The organism is Listeria sp. MAN/IMW/UF555 (assembly GCF_058684075.1).
Genome location: NZ_JBZWZS010000001.1, coordinates 1,026,019 through 1,044,840, shown reverse-complemented (window position 1 = coordinate 1,044,840; position 18,822 = coordinate 1,026,019). Strand labels below are relative to the sequence as shown.

Genomic DNA, 18,822 nt, shown 5'->3' with positions numbered 1-18,822 from the left:
ATTGCTATTTGCCGACTAGTGCGAGTAGAATAAGAGTTGGGTATGAAATAACATGCCTAAATACAATACTTATGAGGCGAGAGGGGTACAACAGATGAAAAAAGAAAAAACAGTGTTAATTATGAATTTCGATGAAGAAAGTATTTCTTATCAAGCTTTCTCTGAAATGAAAAGATTGCACCAAGAGCGCAAAATCATTGGTTATCAAATGGCAGTTGTAAAACATGAGCCAGGAAATAAACTTGTTGCACAAGATTTTCTTGATTTTACTGGTGCCGATAAAAACATGAAAGATAGCCTTATTGGTATGCTAATTGGTATTTTAGGTGGACCATTTGGTATTTTGATTGGTTGGATGGTTGGAGCAATCGTTGGTTCCATGCAAGATGCTGGCGAAGTGAAAAACGCTCTATCCGTATTTGAAAGAACGTTAAAAACAATTCCAGAAGGTTCGACAGGCGTTATCTTAATTGCGACAGAGCAAGAATTAGCTAATGTAAACGATGTTGTAATGGATGAGTTACATGGTCGTGTACAACGCATGGATGAAGCAATTGTGGCCGAAGAAATTAAAAGCGCTCAAGAAACAGAAGGAAAAGCAAAAGATTCTGCTAAAAAACATTGGTTTGGAAAATAAATCAGTTAAATGAGGACAGAGAAATCTGTTCTCTTTTTTTGTTTTAATAAGGATAAAATGGGGAAATAAACAACATAAAACAGTCAGATAGAAACTTTTTTCAAGATGGTAACGCTTAACTCATTTTTATTTTCTGAAAACTATTTGCATCAAATTAAAAACATGCTACAATAAACAAGTTGTGAATTTCACAAGAAAATTTTTTGTTTGGAGATGAAATAATTTGGATGTTGAAAGTAGTCCATTAATGCAGAAAATTGATTATAGTACGCGCAAAAAAATTGATTTAGTAAATAATAGTATTCTTCGTTATATCGTGCGCGCGATGTTAGCATGTTTATTCTTAACACTAGGGACTGCGGTCGCTGTTATGATTGGTGATAAAGTCGATCATTTTGCACCCGGACTTGGTAAAATCACCTATGCATTTATGTTTAGTTGGTCGCTCGTTATGATTATTTATATGAATGCTGAGCTGGGTACTTCTAACATGATGTATATGACAACAGGTGTTTATCAAAAAATTGTTAAACCTGGAAAAGCATTACAAATTTTGATTTTATGTATTGTTTGTAATTTATTGGGTGGAATTCTTGCAGGGTACTTAGTTTCTCTGACATCTGTTTTCCATAATTTACCTGCTGATCATTTCTTATTTACTGCCGTTAGCGGTAAACTTGAAAAAGCGCCATTACAAATTTTTGTAGAAGGTATTTTCGCCAATATTGTTGTAAATACGGCCGTGCTTTGTACACTTCGAATGAAAGATGATGCTGGTAAAGTCATTGCGATGATTTTCATTATTTTCATCTTTGCATTCTTAGGATTCGAGCACGTTATCGCCAACTTCTCATCATTCTCATTAGCATTTTTCGCTTCTGGTGGAACACTTGCTGCAATGACAGCGGGCAATGTGACCGTCAATTTAGTCCTTGCTTTACTTGGGAATTTTGTAGGTGGTGGCCTTGTTATCGGACTAGGTTATGCGTGGCTTAACCGAACGAAATCAATTTATAAAGACTAATAAAAAAGTTACCTCAGAAATTTTCCGAGGTAACTTTTTTTATATGCTTTTTACAGGTAAATTACTTAAAAATGATCGGATGAGCGGCTCGAACTTCGGTACTTCCTTTTCAACTAGAAAAGCGTCATGACCGTATTCAGAGGCCACTTCATGATAAGTAACCGGCACATCCCATTCTTTTAAAAGCTCATAACCACGGCGCAAATCGTGAATTCGGAAAAGCTGATCGGTCGTAATGCCAATCAGCAAATACGGAATTTTAATTTTTGAAAAAGCGGGTAAATCATCTTTCGCGGGAGCCGTAACGTCAAATAAATCAATCGCCTTTGTTAAATATAGATAACTATTCGCGTCAAACCGCTCGACAAAAGTATCCCCTTGATATTGTAAATACGATTCAATTTGAAAATGCTCTTTTGAGAAAGCGGCCGGAGAAGACTCGGCGACAGTGAAACGTTCAAACCGCTTGGAGAAAAGTTCGCTCGTCCGGTAAGTCATCATTCCAACCATTCTTGCAGTAGCAAGGCCGCCCTCAGGTTGACCAATATAGTTGCCGCCATTAAAGTCGGGATCATTCAGAATCGCCATCCGCATAATTAAGTTATAGCCAATCGCATCAGGTCCGGCAGCAAGCGGGGAGGCGATGTTGATAATGCTATCTGTTATATCGGCATAATCAATCGCCCATTCAGTGGCTTGCATTCCACCCATCGATCCACCAATCACCGAAACAATCCTCGTAACCCCAAGTTGCTCCAAAAGTTCACGCTGCACTTTAATAATATCTTTAATTGAAAATCCGGGAAATTGTAACCGGAAAGGCTCGCCTGTTTTTGGATTAATCGAGGAGGGGCCAGTCGTTCCACTACAACCACCAAATACATTCGTACAAACAAGGAAATATTTGTCTGTATCAATCGTTTTCCCCGGACCAATATAATCATCCCACCAACCAGGGGCGTCATCTTCAAAATGTTTCGCCGCATGTGCCGTCCCAGTGAGCGCATGTTCTAACAAAATACAATTATCGCGTGAGGCAGAAAGTGTCCCATACGTTTCATAGCCAACTAAAACCGGACTTAATGTTTCCCCGTTTTCAAGTAGAAGAGGACTTTTTTGAAATAGTTCTTTTTGCTGTAAGGTCACTTCTCTTCACTTCCTCCTAAATTTGCTCTAGTGCTTTCGTTAAATCTTGAATAATATCATCCGCATTTTCGATTCCGATAGAAAGACGGATGGATTCTGGTTTAACGCCAGCTGTTAATTGTTGTTCTTCGCTTAGTTGTTGATGAGTCGTTGATGCTGGGTGGATTATAAGCGACTTGGCATCACCCACATTTGCTAGATGTGAGAATAACTCCACAGATTCGATAACCTTTTTCCCAGCCGCGTAACCACCCTTAACGCCAAAAGTGAAAATGGAACCAGGTCCTTTTGGTAAATATTTTTGGGCTAAATCGTGGTATTTGTTGTCTTTTAAGCCAGGATAATTAACCCAAGCAACTTTTGGATGGTCATTTAAGAAATTCGCTACTTGTTTCGCATTTTTCACGTGTTGCTCAAGTCGTAAAGATAATGTTTCTAGCCCTAAAATGAGCAAGAAGGCGTTGAACGGGGAAAGTGCGGCACCAGTGTCACGAAGGAGCGAGACACGGAGCTTGGTAATATAGGCCGCTGCACCAACGTCATTTGTATAAGACAGCCCGTTATAACTATCATCAGGTACAACGAGTTTTGGAAACTTCCCATTTGCCCAGTTAAATTTACCAGAGTCAATAACAGCGCCACCAATCGCAACCCCGTGACCACCGATAAATTTCGTTGCCGAGTAAACGACAATATCTGCGCCAAAATCAAATGGGCGATTTAAATAAGCGGTCGCAAAAGTATTATCAACAATTAGCGGGACATCAGATGCGTGCGCTATCTCAGCTACTTTTTCAATATCAATAATATTAATATCAGGATTCCCAATCGTTTCAATGAATACGGCTTTCGTATTTTCTTTAATTGCTTTTTCAAAATTTTCAGGTTCGTTAGGGTCGACAAAAGTAACATCAATGCCAAACGTTTTAAATGTATGCGAGAAAAGAGTGTGTGTGCCACCATAAAGTGTTGCCGCTGCGACGATATGATCTCCGGAACCAGCAATATTTAAAATCGAGTAAGTAATAGCGGCCATGCCTGAAGCCGTTGCAACAGCGCCAATGCCACCTTCAAGTAAAGTTAACCGTTCTTCTAAAACAGCTGTAGTAGGATTCATAATTCGTGTATAAATATTTCCGGTTTCCTGTAAACCAAATAAGGCTGCGGCATGTTCTGGGCTATCAAATGTATACGATGTTGTTTGATAAATTGGCACAGCTCTAGAATGCGTATCTCCGTCCGGTGTATGTCCGCCGTGTACTTGAATTGTTTCGAATTTATACTCATTACTCATAAAATCCACTCCTCTTTAATATGTATTTATCAGTAATTTCCATCAAAAAACCTCCCTAGCAGTATATAAGCCGCCAGAGAGGATAGAGTTTCCTAAACTTGGATTTCCGACTTATCTTTCAGAATATACTGCTGGAATTAGCACCGTGAAAATAAATTCCGGTTGCTAAGGCTTCAAAGGGCCAGTCCCTCCACCTTTCGTGATAAGAAAATACTATTAAATTAAGTTATATATTACGCTGGATGAAACAAATTGTCAACTAAGTATTTAAAAAGTCCAAAAATAGCACTTGTGTGTGGAATTTTTGTGACAAAGCTGTTTTTTAGACTAATATTTCATTTTAAAAAGGTTTTAAAATCCATTTTTTAGGCTATTATAGTTAAGACTAATTATATTTCATTAAAAGTGGGGTTAGATTAGCACAAATAAAGGGGAGTTGAAATAAAAATGAAGACATTTACACGTATTCTTGTTTTATTAGCAGGGATTGCGATGATTGTACTTGGAATTTGGTTCTTATTCCATCCGGCTATTTCATTATTAACATCAGCTTTTATGCTTAGTTTCTTATTACTGATTTCTGGTATTTTCCACACATTCTCTTACTTTTCAGACAGAAAATCACAAAATGTTTCTGGTTGGGTACTAGCTGACGGGATTTTATCCATCTTACTAGGTTTCTTGTTATTATTTAATGAATTTGCTGGACCAGAAATAATTGTATTACTTTTTAGCATGTGGGTATTATTCGCTGGTATCATGCGTACTGTTGGTGCATTTACAGCCAAGCAAAACAATATACAAGGTTGGGGTTGGATTTTAACCATTGGTCTTATTGGTATCGTTGTAGGATTTATCGCTCTGTTTAATCCAATTGTTTCTGTGATTGGAGCAATAATTGTTGTAGCAACATTCTTCATCGTTCAAGGTATCGGCGCAATCGCGACATTCTTCTTTATTGGTAAAAATAGTTAATAAAAAAGAAGCTATCTAACTAAGATAGCTTCTTTTCATTATGCATATTTTTACGAAATACTATTAGAAAAAAAGTATTCATTTTACACTCATATGTAAGGTTCGTGATTTTCTTTTAGTTTTTGCTTATGAATCTCGAAATTATTAACACGCCAAGGTTTTGGCGAAAGCGCAATAATTCCATCTTCTTCTAGCTTTCGCAGGTTAGTTGCAACGTAAGCTCGAGCTAAATTTAGATAATTTCCCAAGATTTTTTGGGTGAAATAATAGGGAATCAAACAAGAACCATCCGACTCGATTCTTCCAAATCTCTCCCCACAAGCAATTAATCCCGCTAAAACTTTCTCGCTAGAAGGTAAATTAACGTAACCTTCCCGTTCTAACATAGGTGTAACCATACTTTGCATAAGTGCATTCATTTGCCAAAATACATCTGGTGAGCTTAAGAGTTTATTCAAAACATATTTACGTTCAAATTGATAAACACTAACTTCACTAATAGACGTATAGTTTGCAGGTGATTTGGCTCCTCCAAGTAATGTAAGCGGACCGATAGAATCTTGTTTACCTAAGAAGCTAATAATACTATCTTCTTTACACGTATTTTTACTCATCGAAACGACCCCGTCTTCAATAATATAAAAGTAAGTTGTTTCCGCGCCTTCTGTTAAGATTTTTTGGTTGCGTCTAAAACGAATTCTCTTATATGGAAGAACCGCTTCATTTGAATCTTTTAACAAGTCGAGTAAATCTACGTTGTAAAAATTATTTTCCTCATTCAGTAATGACATATACCGAGTCCCCTTTTCTCAGTGTTAATCATTATCATTATATAGGAGATGAGTCGAAATGTGTATTAATGGGACTTATGATGCTCTAAGTAATTTTGCTTTAATTAGACGATCACGAATGAGAATACCTAATAAAGCAGCGAACACCGCTTTAATAATACCAGGAATAATAAATGGTACCATCCCAGTCAAAAATGCAGTCGGCCAGTCAAGACCTGTGCTAACTTTAAGCCATAAAACACCGAAAATTAACGTAACGATGGCTCCTAGAATATTAGCAACGATTGCATAAGGAACAGTGAATTTTGTTTTTTCGAGCAACCAACCTGTAAGTAGTGCATTAAAAATAAATCCGACAATAAATCCGCCAGTTGGCCCAAAAAGAATCCCAATTCCTGCTGTCATCCCTTGAAAAACCGGAATACCAACTGCTCCAAGCACGATATAAACTAAAACAGATATGGTACCGTGACGAGCTCCAAGAATTGTTGCTGCTAAACCAATTGCAAATGTTTGCCCAGTAAGTGGAATAGGGCCAAGTGGAATAGCAACTTGTGCGAGTAAAGCAATGATGACTGCGAATAAAGCATCTACGACTAAAAATTTCAATTTCTGATCACGCATAAACGTATCTCTCCTTAATGTAAACTTAATACTAAATTAGGTTAACATTTATTAAATAAAAAAACAATACTATTTTTTCTAATCAGTACCTTGCAATGAACACTAGTGTATGATAAACTATAGTGGTAGTGAACAATATATAGTAGTGGTTACTTATTACTAGTGGTAATTTAGCAGAATGGAGGAGTTAGCATGGAGGTTAACCCGCAATTCAAAAAAGGTGTGTTAGAACTATGCTGTTTGTTTTTAATTCAAAAGAAAGATTGTTATGGTTATGAATTAGCAAATCAAGTTTCTAAATATATTGAGGTTGCAGAGGGAGCTATTTATCCGGTACTTAGAAGATTAGTTAAAGAAGAGTATTGCTCCACTTATTTAGTAGAATCAAATGAAGGTCCATCAAGAAAATATTATCAGCTGACGGTAAAAGGAGAAATTTACTTGAATGAGCTTATCTCTGAATGGAACAATTTTACAGATAGTGTTGCTAAGCTTTTAACAGAGGGGGAAGCAGTAAATGAATAAACAAGATTTTCTAAACGAATTAAACCAGCGCCTAGAATTGCTGGATCCAAAAGAGCGGAGAGAACTATTATCAGACTATCAAGAGCATTTTAGAAATGGTGTGGAAGCTGGGAAAAGCGAAGAACAAATCGTCTTTGATCTTGGAAAACCGGAAGAAATTGCGGCAGATATTTTAAGTGAAAGAGATATTCGCGAAGAACAGGTAGAAGCAGATTATTATTATGTACCTCGAAAAAATCAAAATGAAAATAGATCTGTGAGTAAACAAGTTTTAATTGGAATAGGTTTATTTTTCCTAGACATCTGTCTTATTATTCCGATTATGGTTTCGCTATGGTCACTCGTTATTTCACTTTGGGCAACAGTTGGTGGGTTCTTACTTTCACCGGTAATACTTGGCGTAGAACTATTATTTGGCGCTGATTTTGAATTTTATCAAATGTTTATTTCCATTGGGCTTGTAGGACTGGGTCTTATGCTGCTGTTTGTAGCAAATGCACTTACTAAGTTTACAAGTAAAGCTACTATGGCTATTATCCAGTGGCACAAATATGCGGTCAAAGGAGGCGGAAAAAATGCGTAAACATCATTTAAGTAAGAAATTATTTTTCGCCGGTTTGGTGCTATTTATTATCGGAGCTATCGGCGTGGCAGTCACAATGAAATCAGGCACTATGATTGAAAAAGGCGAACCACTAACAAAACAGTGGGACTTATCAGCTGAAAATATTAATACAATTGCCTTTTCTTCCGAGCGAGATGTACTAATTGAATGGAAAGAAAGTACAACAGGCAAGAATTATATTGAACTCAAAGGAAATTACTCTGCAAATGACAAAAAAGCCATTCAAAAATTAGAACCAGTCTCTGAAGACGGAACCTCATTTAATATAACAGTTCCTGAAGAGGATGATTGGTATAACAACTTTGGCAAAATCTACGCTTACGGGCAACAAAAAGTAACTGTCTTTTTAACAAAAGATACGAAATTAGCTGATTTAAAAGTAAAATCTCATTCAGGAGATATTAATGTTTCTGATTTTAAAGTAAAGAAATTTGTTAGTTCTACAAATTCTGGTGAGTTAAAAGTGAATAATTTAGAAGCAAATAGCGCTCAAATGGCTACTTCTTCTGGAGATTTAGATTTATCGAATATTAAAGCAAATACATCAATTGAAACAGATTCAGGAAAAACTGAACTTACTAGTTTGACGGGCGATTTAGAAGTAAATGGTGGTTCAGGGGATGTTAATGCTACTGGCGTTAAAGCGAAAAAACTTAAAATCGCTATTGATTCTGGTGACATCGAACTGACAAATAGTACCGTTACAGACTTAGCCGTTTTAACAACTAGTTCCGGAGATATTGATGCAAATACAAAAGGGAAAGTACAAGCTGAATCTGACTCAGGAGCGATTGAACTTGCTGGCGTAACGAATAATGTAACTGCGAAAACGAGCTCAGGCGATATTGATGTTGCCTTTAACAAACAAGTAGAAAATATCGAAGTCAATACAGATTCTGGCGAAGTAGAGCTGAAACTACCAGGCGATTTTAAAGCTATTTATGAAACAAAAAGTAATTCTGGTAGCATTAAAGCACCAACAAGTGATTCTAATACCGCTAACCGCGTAACTGTGAAAACTAGTTCCGGAGATATTACAATCGAAAAATAAAAAATCAGTGCGCTAATTACTTAATTAGCGCATTCTTTTTGTTAAAATGGGGTAAAGTCAGATAAACTGTTTTAACAATTTGCGCAATTGGAAGGAGAATGGATCATGGATTTTCATATTAGAAAAGCGACTAATTCAGATGCTGAAGCTATTCAGCATGTGGCGACTACTTCATGGCACCATACTTATCAAGATTTAATTCCAAGTGATGTACAAGACGATTTTTTGAAAAGATTTTATAATGTTGAAACGCTTCATAATCGGATTTCAGCGACTCCTTTTGCTGTTTTAGAACAAGCGGATAAAGTAATCGGCTTTGCGAATTTTATTGAGCTTGAGAAGGGGAAAAGTGAACTTGCGGCTTTTTATTTACTACCAGAAGTGACCCAGCGCGGACTTGGTACGGAATTATTAGAAGTTGGAATGACGTTATTTCATGTGCCACTACCAATGTTTGTTAACGTAGAAAAAGGTAACGAAACAGCAATTCATTTTTATAAAGCGAAAGGGTTTGTTCAAGTGGAGGAATTTACCGAAGATTTTTACGGCTATCCACTGGAAACAATTCGGTTTAATTTGAATCATCATGCATTTGAAGAGGAATAAAAAAATGTCTATTCTAGTTGAATAATCAATTAGGATAGACATTTTTTTATTTTGTCGCAGCTTTTCCACTTGTCGATTTTCCGCCTCGTAAATAGAAGAAAATAACAGCTAGGATTGCCATAATTATTCCTGCTAAAACAGAAACACCAACAGAAATGATCATGCTAGAGACTTGAATAATGCTAAGGATGATGACTGTTACAACAACTCCGTATGCAAATCCCCATATCGCAAATGTTGAATAGCTCGCTTTTTTGCTAAAGCCATAAAATATTTCGCCCAACGTGGAAGCGACTAAGATGACGGGAGCAGCAAAAAGAATTGCTGAAAAAACAAGCTGCGGTGTGACATTTTCATAGAGGATTGTTTCGACTAAAAGTGCAGAAAAAATACCTAAAACAAAAATCGATAAATAAGCAATAATAAAACGCATCAAAAAAACCTCCTAAAGTACACTATATTATAGCATAAATTAGGAAGTTAGCTTAACATCTAGCCCAGTTATCATCATTGTGCTTTACGACGCGTGTAATACCTCGAATCAAGTTGAAAATGAGTATCGATACATTAAGAAATACGATGAAAAAAACTGTAGCTAGAGCCAAAAAGTTAATAGTATCAGCACTATTTGTACTAAAAGGAACGTTATTATAAAGTAAAATCATTACAACCATCCCAGCGACAAAAGTTGTCTGTGTCAGTAAAGCCCATTTCACGTGATGACGTGTTTCTTTATCTTTATTTGTACACCAGATAATAATAGGTGCGATAACCGGGGCAAAGAAAAGGCTAAAATAACTAAGTGCGCTAATAATTTTTTTATCTAACATTTCTCATCTATCCTCTCATTTGTTTATAAGTCTAGTATAGCGGGGAAAGAGAAATGAAACCATCGAATTAGGTGACGATATTAAAATGAAAATGACAGTTTTGTCATGTATAAAAAAACGCCCCTTCGAAAAAATCAAAGAGACGTTTCTTTATATGACTGATTTTAAGGACCAAACTTTACTGCGCCATCTTCGGTACATTAGAACGGCGCGAACACCTTCATCGATAATATAGGCAAGCCAAACACCGACAAGACCAAGCCCAGCGGAAATTCCAAGTACATAGGAGAATGGCAAACTAACAATCCACATAACGATAAGCCCACATATGAACGGAAAGCGAACATCACCAGTAGAGTTAAGACTACTAATGATAATAATATTGGTGGCACGTCCAAGCTCAAGGAAAATCGAAAGTAAGAATAATTCTTTCGTCATTGCAATGATTTCGGTATTTGTTGTAAATAGACTCATAATCGGTTCGGCAAATAGATAAATCGAAACACTAACTACAATGGCAACAACTAATCCTATTTTCCAACTGCGAAGACCTTGTTTATAAGCTTTATCAATTTCTTTTGCACCAACCGCACGACCGATAATTATTTGCGAGGCCTGTCCGAGCGCGATAGCAAAGAGTGCGACAAATTGACTAACTGTTGAAGCGTAAACTTTGGTCGTAAGCGCTTCTGTACCTAAAATAGCAATGATTGCAGTAACGACAAGTTGTGAGCCAGCATAGGATAAGTTTTCTCCAGCAGAGGGAAGACCTAGACGTAAAATCGAATAAAGTAGTTTTTTGGACACTTGCTCCAATTTTTTGAAATGAAAAGTGTAACCGATGTATTTTCGAAGCATCCAGATGGCTAGACCCATTCCGACGAAGTTTGCAACAGCCGTAGAAATCCCAACACCTGCCACCCCGTAATCTAAGTAAGCAAGTGGTCCGTATAGAAATAGGTAATTACCGACAACATTGATAATACTGATTGTCACAGGGACGAGAATGGATTGTCTTACATAACCATGCGCCCGGAGAATTGGTAAAATGGATGCATGGATCGCGATGACAACGGAACTCCCACCGATAATTTCTAAAAACGGCGCACCAACTTGAACTAAATGAGGATCAATTCCCATCCAAGTCAGGAAGTTTTTCGACATAAAAATGAAAATAATACTCATCACAATTCCAATTAAGAAAGCAACCACTAGGCCATTTGTAATCACATTCTCGATTTCTTTATGTTTTTTCGCTCCAATCATTTGTGCGACGATAATCTGAACACCAACACTAATAAAACCATAAATAATAATCGAAATGACGAGAATCTGATTGGCAACCCCTGTCGCAGCTACAGCATCATCTGAATAATGCCCCAACATAAAGACATCAATATAACTAATCATCAGTCGTAAAAATTGCTCTAGAAATATCGGCCAAGCAAGTGTGAAAAGACTTATACTGGCTACCTTATGTACTGAATTCACTTATTTCCCTCCCTTCTCTTTTAACACAATTAAAGCCATTATAAGGTAATTAAAGTTAAAAGTATAGATTAATTTCAAAATAACATTAAGATATTGCTTGACAAAAAATGAATAACTCATATAATTAGTTAGGTAAACTAATCAAATGATAGAAAGAAGTGGAGAAATGTCTTCAAAAAATCAAGACTTGGGGCACTCAGTAATCAAGGCTTTCATGAATTTTAAGCATGCTGAAATAAAGAGTTTCCAAATTCCAGGTTACAGTAAATCTGAAACAAGATTTATTTTTATTTTATCTCGTGGGCTTAAAAGCAGAGGGCCAAAAATTCGTGTTTCCGATCTTGGTCACATGCTTAGAATTTCAAAACCAAGCGTCACGCAAATGATACAATCTTTGGAAGGGAAAGGGCTAATTAAGCGAGTTCAGAACCCCGAAGATAAGCGCTCGATGTATGTGGAACTAACAGAGGTCGGAGCTGGTGTATCGAAAAAAATGTTTGATGAGTTTCAAGCTAGTTTTGAAGATATGCAGGAATTTTTAGGTGAAGACGACATGAAAAAATTGATTACACTCCTAGAGAAACTTACAGATTACTTAAACACAAAATCCGAAAATAAGGAGGCATAAACCGCAAATGATGAAATTGATGAAAAGATTAAAACCTTATTGGCTAAGCATAACGGCCGTATTAGTCCTTACTTTCGGGCAAGTTATTGGGCAGCTTTTTTTACCCACATTGATGTCTAACATTATTGACAAAGGCGTTGTAAAAGGCGATACAGATTACATTTGGAGCACTGGAATGCAAATGTTACTTATATCGTTCGCTTCAGTTATTTTGTCGGTCATTGTCGTTTATCTCGCATCGAGAATTTCGATGGGATTCGGGAAAGATTTGCGCGATAAAATTTTTACAAAAGTAGAGGACTTCTCCTTACAAGAGTTTGATAAAGTAGGGACTTCTTCACTGATTACTAGAACGACGAATGACGTTGTTCAAATCCAAAACGTTCTTTATATGATGATGCGACTTATGGTGATGGCGCCAATCATGCTACTCGGCGGTATTATTATGGCTGTTGGGCGAGATGCGAAACTATCACTTATTTTTGTTGTTGTTTTACCACTACTACTTCTACTTGTAGTTATTCTAGGTGGCAAAGCAATGCCAATGTTTAAATCACTTCAAAAGAAAATGGATAAATTAAACCGTGTTATTCGTGAAGGTTTAACCGGGATTCGGGTTGTTCGTTCTTTCAACCGAAATGAAGATGAACTGGAAAAATTTGAAGAAGCAAATGCTGACTATGCAACAACTGCAATTAAAGTCAATCGCTTGTTATCACTAATGAGTCCATTGATGATGTTACTAATGAACTTAACATCGATTGCTATTGTCTGGATTGGTTCGATTTTTATTGGTAATGGTGATATGGAAGTAGGGGACTTGATGGCGTTTATTCAATACGCGATGCAAATCATGATGTCCTTTATGATGCTTTCTGCTGTATTTATTATGATTCCACGTGCTGGAGCTTCAGCTGAGCGTATTAATGAAGTGTTAGATATGAAAGCAGAAATACTTAACCCTGAAAATCCAAAAACAAGTACACCACCAGCAAAACTATCTTTTGAACATGTTACTTTCCGTTATGAAGGTGCTGAAAAACCAGTGATTGAAGATATTACTTTTGAAGCAAAAGCTGGCGAAACGATTGCTATCATTGGTAGTACCGGAGCTGGGAAGTCGACTTTAATTAATATGATTCCGCGGTTTTATGATGTCGAAAGTGGCGTTGTGAAAATTAATGGAATAGATGTGCGTGAAATGGATCAATCTAAATTACGCCAAAAAATTGGACTTGTTCCGCAAAAAGCTGTGTTATTCACTGGAACAATTGCTTCCAATATGCGCTACGGAAAAGAAGATGCGACCGATGAAGAAATTTGGGCGGCGCTTCGAACTGCTCAAGCTGAGAATTTTGTATCTAAACTTGCAAATGGCTTAGGCAGTCGCGTTGAACAAGGTGGTAATAACTTCTCAGGTGGTCAAAAACAACGACTTTCAATTGCGCGTTCACTAATTAGAAAACCAGAAATTTATATATTTGATGATAGTTTCTCAGCGCTCGATTTTAAAACCGATGCTAAACTACGCGAGGCTTTGAAAGCTGAAACAACAGAAGCCGTAACACTTATAGTGGCACAGCGGATTACTTCAGTCGTAAATTCCGATCAAATTATTGTTCTTAATGAAGGTAAAATTGCTGGAATTGGAACACATGAAGAATTGAAAGAATCAAACAAAATTTATCAAGAAATTATGAAGTCACAGCTGTCAGAGGAGGAAATCGCATGAGTGGTCCAGGTCCAGGTGGTGGCATGAGAATGCAAACAGCCGCCAAACCAAAGAACTTTAAGCAAACACTATTCCGGCTTCTTGGCTATATGAAACCTCGCTCTGTCGCAATTATTGTCGTTTTTATCTTTGCGATTCTATCCACGATTTTTAATATTTTTAGCCCGAAAGAACTCGGGAAAGCGACAACAGAAATTTTTAAAGGTGTTATGAGTCCTGAGGGAATTAATAACGATAAGATTTTCAATATATTAATGATTGTTTTAGTATTATATCTTGGTAGTTCACTATTTAGTTTTATTCAACAATATGTGATGTCTAGTGTGGCGCAGCGAACTGTGTATGACATGCGGAAGGATTTAAAAGCAAAAATGGCCCGACTTCCGCTAAAATATTATGATACACGCTCAAATGGTGATATTCTAAGTCGTTCAGTTAATGACATGGATAACATCGCGAACACCTTGCAACAGTCACTAACCCAAGCAATTACAGCGATTGTCCAAATGATTGGTGTTTTAATCATGATGCTAACGATTAGCTGGCAAATGACTTTAATCGTACTAGTAACTGTTCCAATCAGTATTATTCTAGTCGCAATTATTGCCGGTAGATCACAACGTTACTTCGGTGCACAACAACGCAACTTAGGTATTTTAAACGATACAGTCGAAGAAACTTACGGTGGTCAAACTATTATTAAAGCTTTTGGTCAAGAGAAGAAAACACTAGTAAAATTTGATGAAGTAAATGAAGATTATTTCAAAGCAGCGAAAAAAGCGCAATTTATTTCCGGGATTATGATGCCGGTAATGCAATTTGTTGGTAACTTAGGTTATGTCGGTGTCTGTGTGGCCGGCGGGATTTTTGTTACTAACGGAACGCTCCAAGTTGGGGATATTCAATCATTTACGCAATATGTTCAATTGTTTACTCAGCCAATTTCAAGTGTGGCAAATATTGCTAATATCATTCAATCCACTATTGCTTCAGCAGAACGTGTTTTTGAAATGATGGATGAAGAAGAAGAAAAAGACGAAATTCCAGCTAATGTTAATCAAGTTGCTGGTGAAGAACATAGTATTGTGTTCGACCACGTGAAATTCGGTTACACTCCGGATAAACCACTTATGACAGATTTAAATATTCATGTTGAAGAAGGTCAAATGGTGGCGATCGTTGGTCCAACTGGTGCTGGTAAAACGACGATAATCAACTTGCTAATGCGTTTTTATGACGTGGATGGCGGGGAGATTCGTATGAGAGGTATCGATACACGTGATATGACCAAAGATGCTGTTCGCGAGAAATTCGGAATGGTACTGCAAGATACTTGGTTATTTAACGGAACTATTGCAGATAATATCGCATATGGTCGTGAAGGCGCAACGAAAGATGAAGTTATTGGAGCAGCAAAAGCCGCTTATGCAGATGATTTTATCCGGAGACTTCCAAATGGTTATGATACTATCTTGAACGAAGAAGGTTCAAATATTTCTCAAGGTCAAAAACAGCTTCTAACGATTGCTCGTGCGATTTTATCGGATCCATCTATATTAATTTTAGATGAAGCGACTTCTAGTGTAGATACGCGTACGGAATTAAATATTCAGCTTGCGATGGGGAATTTGATGGAAGGTCGCACAAGTTTCGTTATTGCGCATAGACTTTCAACTATTCGTGACGCCGACTTAATTCTCGTTATGAATCACGGTAGTGTAATCGAGCAAGGTACACACCAAGAATTACTTGATGCTAAAGGATTCTATGCAGACCTTTACAACAGCCAGTTTACCGGAGCTCAAGCAGTTTAATAATAAAGGCAATGTGGCTTCTTGCTGCATTGTCTTTTTTTGAGCAAAAAATTTGTTTGATTTTGGATAAGGAGGTATGGTTAATAAAGAAGAAATTGAAGAGGTGAAAATAGATGTATCAATCGATTACGGCAAATGATTTAGAACAAGAATTAAAAAACACACAGCTTAATATACTCGATGTGAGAGATGCTGATGCTTTTGTTGAAGGACACATTCCGGATGCGATAAATATTCCAATTAATGAACTACCTGAAAAACTAACGTCCCTTGATAAAGAGAAGCCTTACACAATTATTTGTTACGCAGGAGGTCGTTCTGAGCGCGCAAGTCAATTTTTAGCGGCAGAAGGATTTGACGTAACGAATGTAATGGGCGGCATGGGAGCTTTTCACGGCGCTGTAACTAAATAAAAAAAGCGAGACTTCCATTTTGAAGTCTCGCTTTTTTATTTAACTATGTTTTCTTTTTCTGAAAAAGATTACTCCGATGCCTATTAAAATAATACCGATTAAGACAATCGTTGTTTGACTTGAGTCACCAGTGTTTGGAAGGGCTGGTTTTTCAGAAGCTTTATTCTGGTTGTTTGGCGTATCATTAGAATCTTCGGATAGCACAAGATCATCATTATTATCATCATTTATAGCTGGAGTATTCGGGTCAGGATTAGGATCTGGTCCTGGTCCCGGCGGTGTTGGTGGTTCGTTTCCTAAAACAACATTTACTAGGACAGTAACAGGATCCGCTTCAACGCCATCTGAACTTACTGCATTTAATGTTACTTCATAAGTTCCGACTTGGGTTAAATCTACTTCACTATCAAAGTTACTTGTGACTGCACTGCCATCACTTGTTTTAGCTGAAATATCTTTTAGGAATTGTTGGGCAGTTTTAGTAGTATCTTTCGTGTAAGTGATGCTATTATTTGCTGTAATTACTGGTTTTTCAAGAATAGTAACAGTAACTTGTTTTGGAGCTGCTTTTAAACCAGCGTTTTCGGCATTTAATGTTACTGTGTAAACGCCTGGTTTATTAAGATCTACAACGCTATCAAAATCACTAGTAACAGGTGTGCCATCATCTGTTTCAGCGTTAATATCTGTTAAAAATTGTTCTTCTGTAACAGTTGTTTGCTCCGTGTAACTTATTGTAGAATCGCTAGTGATATTTAATGTGTGATCGATGTCAAAGTAGTGATCATACGACCCACCTGACACAGAGTAACTATTGAAGCCTGGTGGTGTTTGATAAGATCCGGCGGGATTATTGTAAAGCGCATTATATTCCATTTTTGTAATAGTATCAAAGTAATCTTTTGTAATGCCGCTCACTGTAATTCCTTTATCGTCAATGCTTAAACGGCTGCCATCAATTTTAGTATTGTTTAAAGTAAAATAAGTGCCAGCAGATCCAGCGTTAGTTGTAAAAGGGAACATATAGCCATCGAAATTTACGCTCCGCTGTGTCATTAAAGTAAATGGTACAAAAAGCGTTTGGTTAGCTTCATCAAAGTTTAATGAGGAGCTTTTAATTGTGCTATTGATTAAAACGGTTCTACCAACATTTTGTCCGTAAGCAGATAAGTTAAGTAATTTAGGGAATGAGTCAATCCCGCGAAAATCATTAATTCCACAAAATTGGACAAATAAGGTAGCTAACTTGGGTATAGATTTTAGTGGCATGATGTCAGTAATTGAAGGATTACTATCTAAATTTAAATAAGTTAAGTTCGGCATTTTATTAAATTTAGTTAATGCACTATTGTCGAGCTTACCAGGACTTAGATTTAAGTTGGTGATGTTTGTTAAACCATTTAAATCTGGTAATGAATCAGTTGTTAAGTTATTCCCATCAATACTAAGATTAGTTAAACTAGGTATTTTTGCAACTAAAGCGTAGTCTGTTACCCCCGTATTTGATAAATGTAAAAGCGTTAAATTATGCGCGTAATCAAGTCCAGTTAAATCAGTTAGGCTATTATTACTAATAGTGACGTTTGTGATTGTGTCCATTTGCGCTTCGGTAATGTCACTTGTACTTGGTTGACCTAACAGCCCATTTAAATAGCTTTTTAACACTGGGTCGGGAATGTTGACAATATCTTGCGCAGCCTTGATACCAATGTTTTCTTCTGCTGAAACATTAGCTGAAAACGGTATAATAAATGGAGATACTAAAAGAGCGCATAAGCCAATTTTGATTCCCATTTTTCGCATTAATTTATTCCTCCTCTAAGCAATATTTGTTTATAATACCATACGGATTCTTAAAACAATTCCACTAATATGAGTGTTTTAAACCCTGAATATGTCGATATTGTGAAAAATGAGACTAAAAAATAACCGTAACAGAGGTTTACTCCGTTACGGTTATTTAAAATTAAAAGATTTTTGCTAATTCAGCTGCTTCTTTTGCACCAGCAGAAATAATGTCTTTTGCTTGATCGGGTTTTGCGTTGTGACCTTCTACAATGACCATTTCTGGTTCAGAGATGCCGAAGTGAGCTAAAACGTTTTTAACATAGTTTAAGGACATTTCAAAGCTTTGCAGTGGGCCATCGGAATAAATACCGCCGCGAGCATTAAGTAAGGCGATTTTTTTATCTGTTACTAATCCAATTGGACCGTTTGCTGTATATTTGAAAGTTTTTCCAGCTTGATTTAAATAGAATAAGTAAGTTAAAAATTGTGCTGGGATACTGAAGTTCCAAAGTGGGAACGCCATAACGATTTTATCAGCAGCTAAAAATTGTTCTAAATACCCATTTGCAATATCAGCTAATCGTTTTTCTTCCGGGGTTAAAGTCTCACCAGCTACTTCTTTATGTAATCCACTCATCATTGTTACATCATAATAAGGTAGATCCGCTTCGAATAAATCTAGTTCTGTTACATTATCGTCCGGATGGGACTTTTTGTATTCAGCTAGGAAAATTTCGTATAGTGCCACGCTGACTGAGCGTTCGGCAGGTAAACCATTTGCTTTTATGAAAAGTACGTTTGTCATTACATCTTGCCTCCATTTTTTTT

20 protein-coding genes and 1 riboswitch are annotated in these 18,822 nt (G+C 36.9%); of the genes, 11 read left to right on the top strand and 9 right to left on the bottom strand.

Annotated features, from left to right (window positions below):
* Positions 1-94: 94 nt before the first annotated feature.
* Together AC4PG8_RS05285 and AC4PG8_RS05280 are read left to right on the top strand one after the other, a co-directional pair.
* On the top strand, positions 95-637 hold the full coding sequence (locus AC4PG8_RS05285; RefSeq protein WP_003760760.1) for a DUF1269 domain-containing protein: 543 nt from the start codon (positions 95-97) through the stop codon (positions 635-637).
* Positions 638-860: 223 nt separating this feature from the next.
* On the top strand, positions 861-1,661 hold the full coding sequence (locus AC4PG8_RS05280; RefSeq protein WP_003760764.1) for a formate/nitrite transporter family protein: 801 nt from the start codon (positions 861-863) through the stop codon (positions 1,659-1,661).
* 39 nt (positions 1,662-1,700) lie between these two features.
* Here the strand turns inward: AC4PG8_RS05280 and metX are convergent, their stop codons facing one another.
* Together metX and AC4PG8_RS05270 are read right to left on the bottom strand one after the other, a co-directional pair.
* On the bottom strand, positions 1,701-2,807 hold the full coding sequence (gene metX, locus AC4PG8_RS05275) for a homoserine O-acetyltransferase MetX (RefSeq protein ID WP_003770754.1): 1,107 nt from the start codon (positions 2,805-2,807) through the stop codon (positions 1,701-1,703).
* 16 nt (positions 2,808-2,823) lie between these two features.
* Positions 2,824-4,101 (bottom strand): O-acetylhomoserine aminocarboxypropyltransferase/cysteine synthase family protein, encoded by a 1,278-nt coding sequence (locus AC4PG8_RS05270; RefSeq protein ID WP_003770756.1) that lies wholly within the window; start codon positions 4,099-4,101, stop codon positions 2,824-2,826.
* A 108-nt stretch (positions 4,102-4,209) separates the two neighbouring features.
* Positions 4,210-4,310, bottom strand: a riboswitch (SAM riboswitch).
* Positions 4,311-4,548: 238 nt separating this feature from the next.
* Here AC4PG8_RS05270 and AC4PG8_RS05265 point away from each other — a divergent pair.
* A complete protein-coding gene (locus AC4PG8_RS05265; protein WP_160464158.1) occupies positions 4,549-5,076 on the top strand; it encodes an HdeD family acid-resistance protein in 528 nt (175 codons plus the stop codon).
* Between the two features lie 89 nt (positions 5,077-5,165).
* On the opposite strand, the gene AC4PG8_RS05260 is transcribed toward AC4PG8_RS05265, so the two are convergent.
* Together AC4PG8_RS05260 and AC4PG8_RS05255 are read right to left on the bottom strand one after the other, a co-directional pair.
* Entirely contained in the window at positions 5,166-5,867 is a 702-nt protein-coding gene (locus AC4PG8_RS05260; RefSeq protein ID WP_070753539.1) for a Crp/Fnr family transcriptional regulator, read from the bottom strand.
* 75 nt (positions 5,868-5,942) lie between these two features.
* Positions 5,943-6,491, bottom strand: coding sequence for a biotin transporter BioY (locus tag AC4PG8_RS05255; RefSeq protein WP_003727258.1), 549 nt, complete (start codon positions 6,489-6,491; stop codon positions 5,943-5,945).
* Between the two features lie 192 nt (positions 6,492-6,683).
* Between AC4PG8_RS05255 and AC4PG8_RS05250 the strand changes: the two genes are divergently transcribed.
* From AC4PG8_RS05250 to AC4PG8_RS05235, 4 genes are all read left to right on the top strand, one after another.
* Positions 6,684-7,016 carry a PadR family transcriptional regulator gene (locus AC4PG8_RS05250; RefSeq protein WP_003732635.1) on the top strand — a complete coding sequence of 111 codons (333 nt, stop codon included), beginning with the start codon at positions 6,684-6,686 and terminating at the stop codon, positions 7,014-7,016.
* The gene (locus AC4PG8_RS05245) at positions 7,009-7,599 is read left to right on the top strand and encodes a DUF1700 domain-containing protein (protein WP_003760781.1); all 591 of its coding nucleotides are present in this window, start codon (positions 7,009-7,011) and stop codon (positions 7,597-7,599) included. The genes AC4PG8_RS05250 and AC4PG8_RS05245 overlap by 8 nt, the downstream gene beginning before the upstream one ends.
* Positions 7,592-8,692 carry a DUF4097 family beta strand repeat-containing protein gene (locus AC4PG8_RS05240; RefSeq protein WP_160464156.1) on the top strand — a complete coding sequence of 367 codons (1,101 nt, stop codon included), beginning with the start codon at positions 7,592-7,594 and terminating at the stop codon, positions 8,690-8,692. The genes AC4PG8_RS05245 and AC4PG8_RS05240 overlap by 8 nt, the downstream gene beginning before the upstream one ends.
* Positions 8,693-8,797: 105 nt before the next feature.
* On the top strand, positions 8,798-9,298 hold the full coding sequence (locus AC4PG8_RS05235; RefSeq protein WP_003760786.1) for a GNAT family N-acetyltransferase: 501 nt from the start codon (positions 8,798-8,800) through the stop codon (positions 9,296-9,298).
* Between the two features lie 46 nt (positions 9,299-9,344).
* Here AC4PG8_RS05235 and AC4PG8_RS05230 read toward each other — a convergent pair whose 3' ends face one another.
* From AC4PG8_RS05230 to AC4PG8_RS05220, 3 genes are all read right to left on the bottom strand, one after another.
* Positions 9,345-9,731, bottom strand: a complete 387-nt coding sequence (locus tag AC4PG8_RS05230) for a hypothetical protein (protein ID WP_492170106.1) — start codon at positions 9,729-9,731, stop codon at positions 9,345-9,347.
* Between the two features lie 52 nt (positions 9,732-9,783).
* Positions 9,784-10,128 carry a magnetosome magnetite crystal formation protein family gene (locus AC4PG8_RS05225; RefSeq protein WP_070753537.1) on the bottom strand — a complete coding sequence of 115 codons (345 nt, stop codon included), beginning with the start codon at positions 10,126-10,128 and terminating at the stop codon, positions 9,784-9,786.
* Between the two features lie 150 nt (positions 10,129-10,278).
* Complete coding sequence (locus tag AC4PG8_RS05220) at positions 10,279-11,619, bottom strand: MATE family efflux transporter (protein ID WP_185330636.1); 1,341 nt, start codon at positions 11,617-11,619, stop codon at positions 10,279-10,281.
* A 166-nt stretch (positions 11,620-11,785) separates the two neighbouring features.
* On the opposite strand from AC4PG8_RS05220, the gene AC4PG8_RS05215 reads away from it, so the two are divergent.
* The 4 genes from AC4PG8_RS05215 to AC4PG8_RS05200 all read left to right on the top strand — a co-directional run bounded on the left by AC4PG8_RS05215 (position 11,786) and on the right by AC4PG8_RS05200 (position 16,206).
* Positions 11,786-12,247, top strand: coding sequence for a MarR family winged helix-turn-helix transcriptional regulator (locus AC4PG8_RS05215; protein ID WP_160465110.1), 462 nt, complete (start codon positions 11,786-11,788; stop codon positions 12,245-12,247).
* A 7-nt stretch (positions 12,248-12,254) separates the two neighbouring features.
* The gene (locus AC4PG8_RS05210) at positions 12,255-13,979 is read left to right on the top strand and encodes an ABC transporter ATP-binding protein (protein ID WP_033533323.1); all 1,725 of its coding nucleotides are present in this window, start codon (positions 12,255-12,257) and stop codon (positions 13,977-13,979) included.
* Positions 13,976-15,793 (top strand): ABC transporter ATP-binding protein, encoded by a 1,818-nt coding sequence (locus AC4PG8_RS05205; protein WP_003770773.1) that lies wholly within the window; start codon positions 13,976-13,978, stop codon positions 15,791-15,793. Before AC4PG8_RS05210 ends, AC4PG8_RS05205 begins: the two co-directional genes overlap by 4 nt.
* A gap of 113 nt (positions 15,794-15,906) precedes the next feature.
* A complete protein-coding gene (locus AC4PG8_RS05200) occupies positions 15,907-16,206 on the top strand; it encodes a rhodanese-like domain-containing protein (protein WP_010990514.1) in 300 nt (99 codons plus the stop codon).
* 39 nt (positions 16,207-16,245) lie between these two features.
* Here the strand turns inward: AC4PG8_RS05200 and AC4PG8_RS05195 are convergent, their stop codons facing one another.
* Together AC4PG8_RS05195 and AC4PG8_RS05190 are read right to left on the bottom strand one after the other, a co-directional pair.
* Positions 16,246-18,009 carry a LapB repeat-containing protein gene (locus AC4PG8_RS05195; protein ID WP_185543733.1) on the bottom strand — a complete coding sequence of 588 codons (1,764 nt, stop codon included), beginning with the start codon at positions 18,007-18,009 and terminating at the stop codon, positions 16,246-16,248.
* Between the two features lie 163 nt (positions 18,010-18,172).
* Positions 18,173-18,799, bottom strand: coding sequence for an FMN-dependent NADH-azoreductase (locus tag AC4PG8_RS05190; protein WP_003760805.1), 627 nt, complete (start codon positions 18,797-18,799; stop codon positions 18,173-18,175).
* Positions 18,800-18,822 lie beyond the last annotated feature (23 nt).

Coding starts and splice junctions, on each gene's coding strand:
- AC4PG8_RS05285 (WP_003760760.1), top strand. CDS start 95: ATGAAAAAAGAAAAAACAGTGTTAATTATGAATTTCGATGAAGAAAGT.
- AC4PG8_RS05270 (WP_003770756.1), bottom strand. CDS start 4,101: ATGAGTAATGAGTATAAATTCGAAACAATTCAAGTACACGGCGGACAT.
- AC4PG8_RS05265 (WP_160464158.1), top strand. CDS start 4,549: ATGAAGACATTTACACGTATTCTTGTTTTATTAGCAGGGATTGCGATG.
- AC4PG8_RS05260 (WP_070753539.1), bottom strand. CDS start 5,867: ATGTCATTACTGAATGAGGAAAATAATTTTTACAACGTAGATTTACTC.
- AC4PG8_RS05255 (WP_003727258.1), bottom strand. CDS start 6,491: ATGCGTGATCAGAAATTGAAATTTTTAGTCGTAGATGCTTTATTCGCA.
- AC4PG8_RS05250 (WP_003732635.1), top strand. CDS start 6,684: ATGGAGGTTAACCCGCAATTCAAAAAAGGTGTGTTAGAACTATGCTGT.
- AC4PG8_RS05245 (WP_003760781.1), top strand. CDS start 7,009: ATGAATAAACAAGATTTTCTAAACGAATTAAACCAGCGCCTAGAATTG.
- AC4PG8_RS05240 (WP_160464156.1), top strand. CDS start 7,592: ATGCGTAAACATCATTTAAGTAAGAAATTATTTTTCGCCGGTTTGGTG.
- AC4PG8_RS05235 (WP_003760786.1), top strand. CDS start 8,798: ATGGATTTTCATATTAGAAAAGCGACTAATTCAGATGCTGAAGCTATT.
- AC4PG8_RS05230 (WP_492170106.1), bottom strand. CDS start 9,731: ATGCGTTTTATTATTGCTTATTTATCGATTTTTGTTTTAGGTATTTTT.
- AC4PG8_RS05225 (WP_070753537.1), bottom strand. CDS start 10,128: ATGTTAGATAAAAAAATTATTAGCGCACTTAGTTATTTTAGCCTTTTC.
- AC4PG8_RS05215 (WP_160465110.1), top strand. CDS start 11,786: ATGTCTTCAAAAAATCAAGACTTGGGGCACTCAGTAATCAAGGCTTTC.
- AC4PG8_RS05210 (WP_033533323.1), top strand. CDS start 12,255: ATGATGAAATTGATGAAAAGATTAAAACCTTATTGGCTAAGCATAACG.
- AC4PG8_RS05205 (WP_003770773.1), top strand. CDS start 13,976: ATGAGTGGTCCAGGTCCAGGTGGTGGCATGAGAATGCAAACAGCCGCC.
- AC4PG8_RS05200 (WP_010990514.1), top strand. CDS start 15,907: ATGTATCAATCGATTACGGCAAATGATTTAGAACAAGAATTAAAAAAC.
- AC4PG8_RS05195 (WP_185543733.1), bottom strand. CDS start 18,009: ATGCGAAAAATGGGAATCAAAATTGGCTTATGCGCTCTTTTAGTATCT.
- AC4PG8_RS05190 (WP_003760805.1), bottom strand. CDS start 18,799: ATGACAAACGTACTTTTCATAAAAGCAAATGGTTTACCTGCCGAACGC.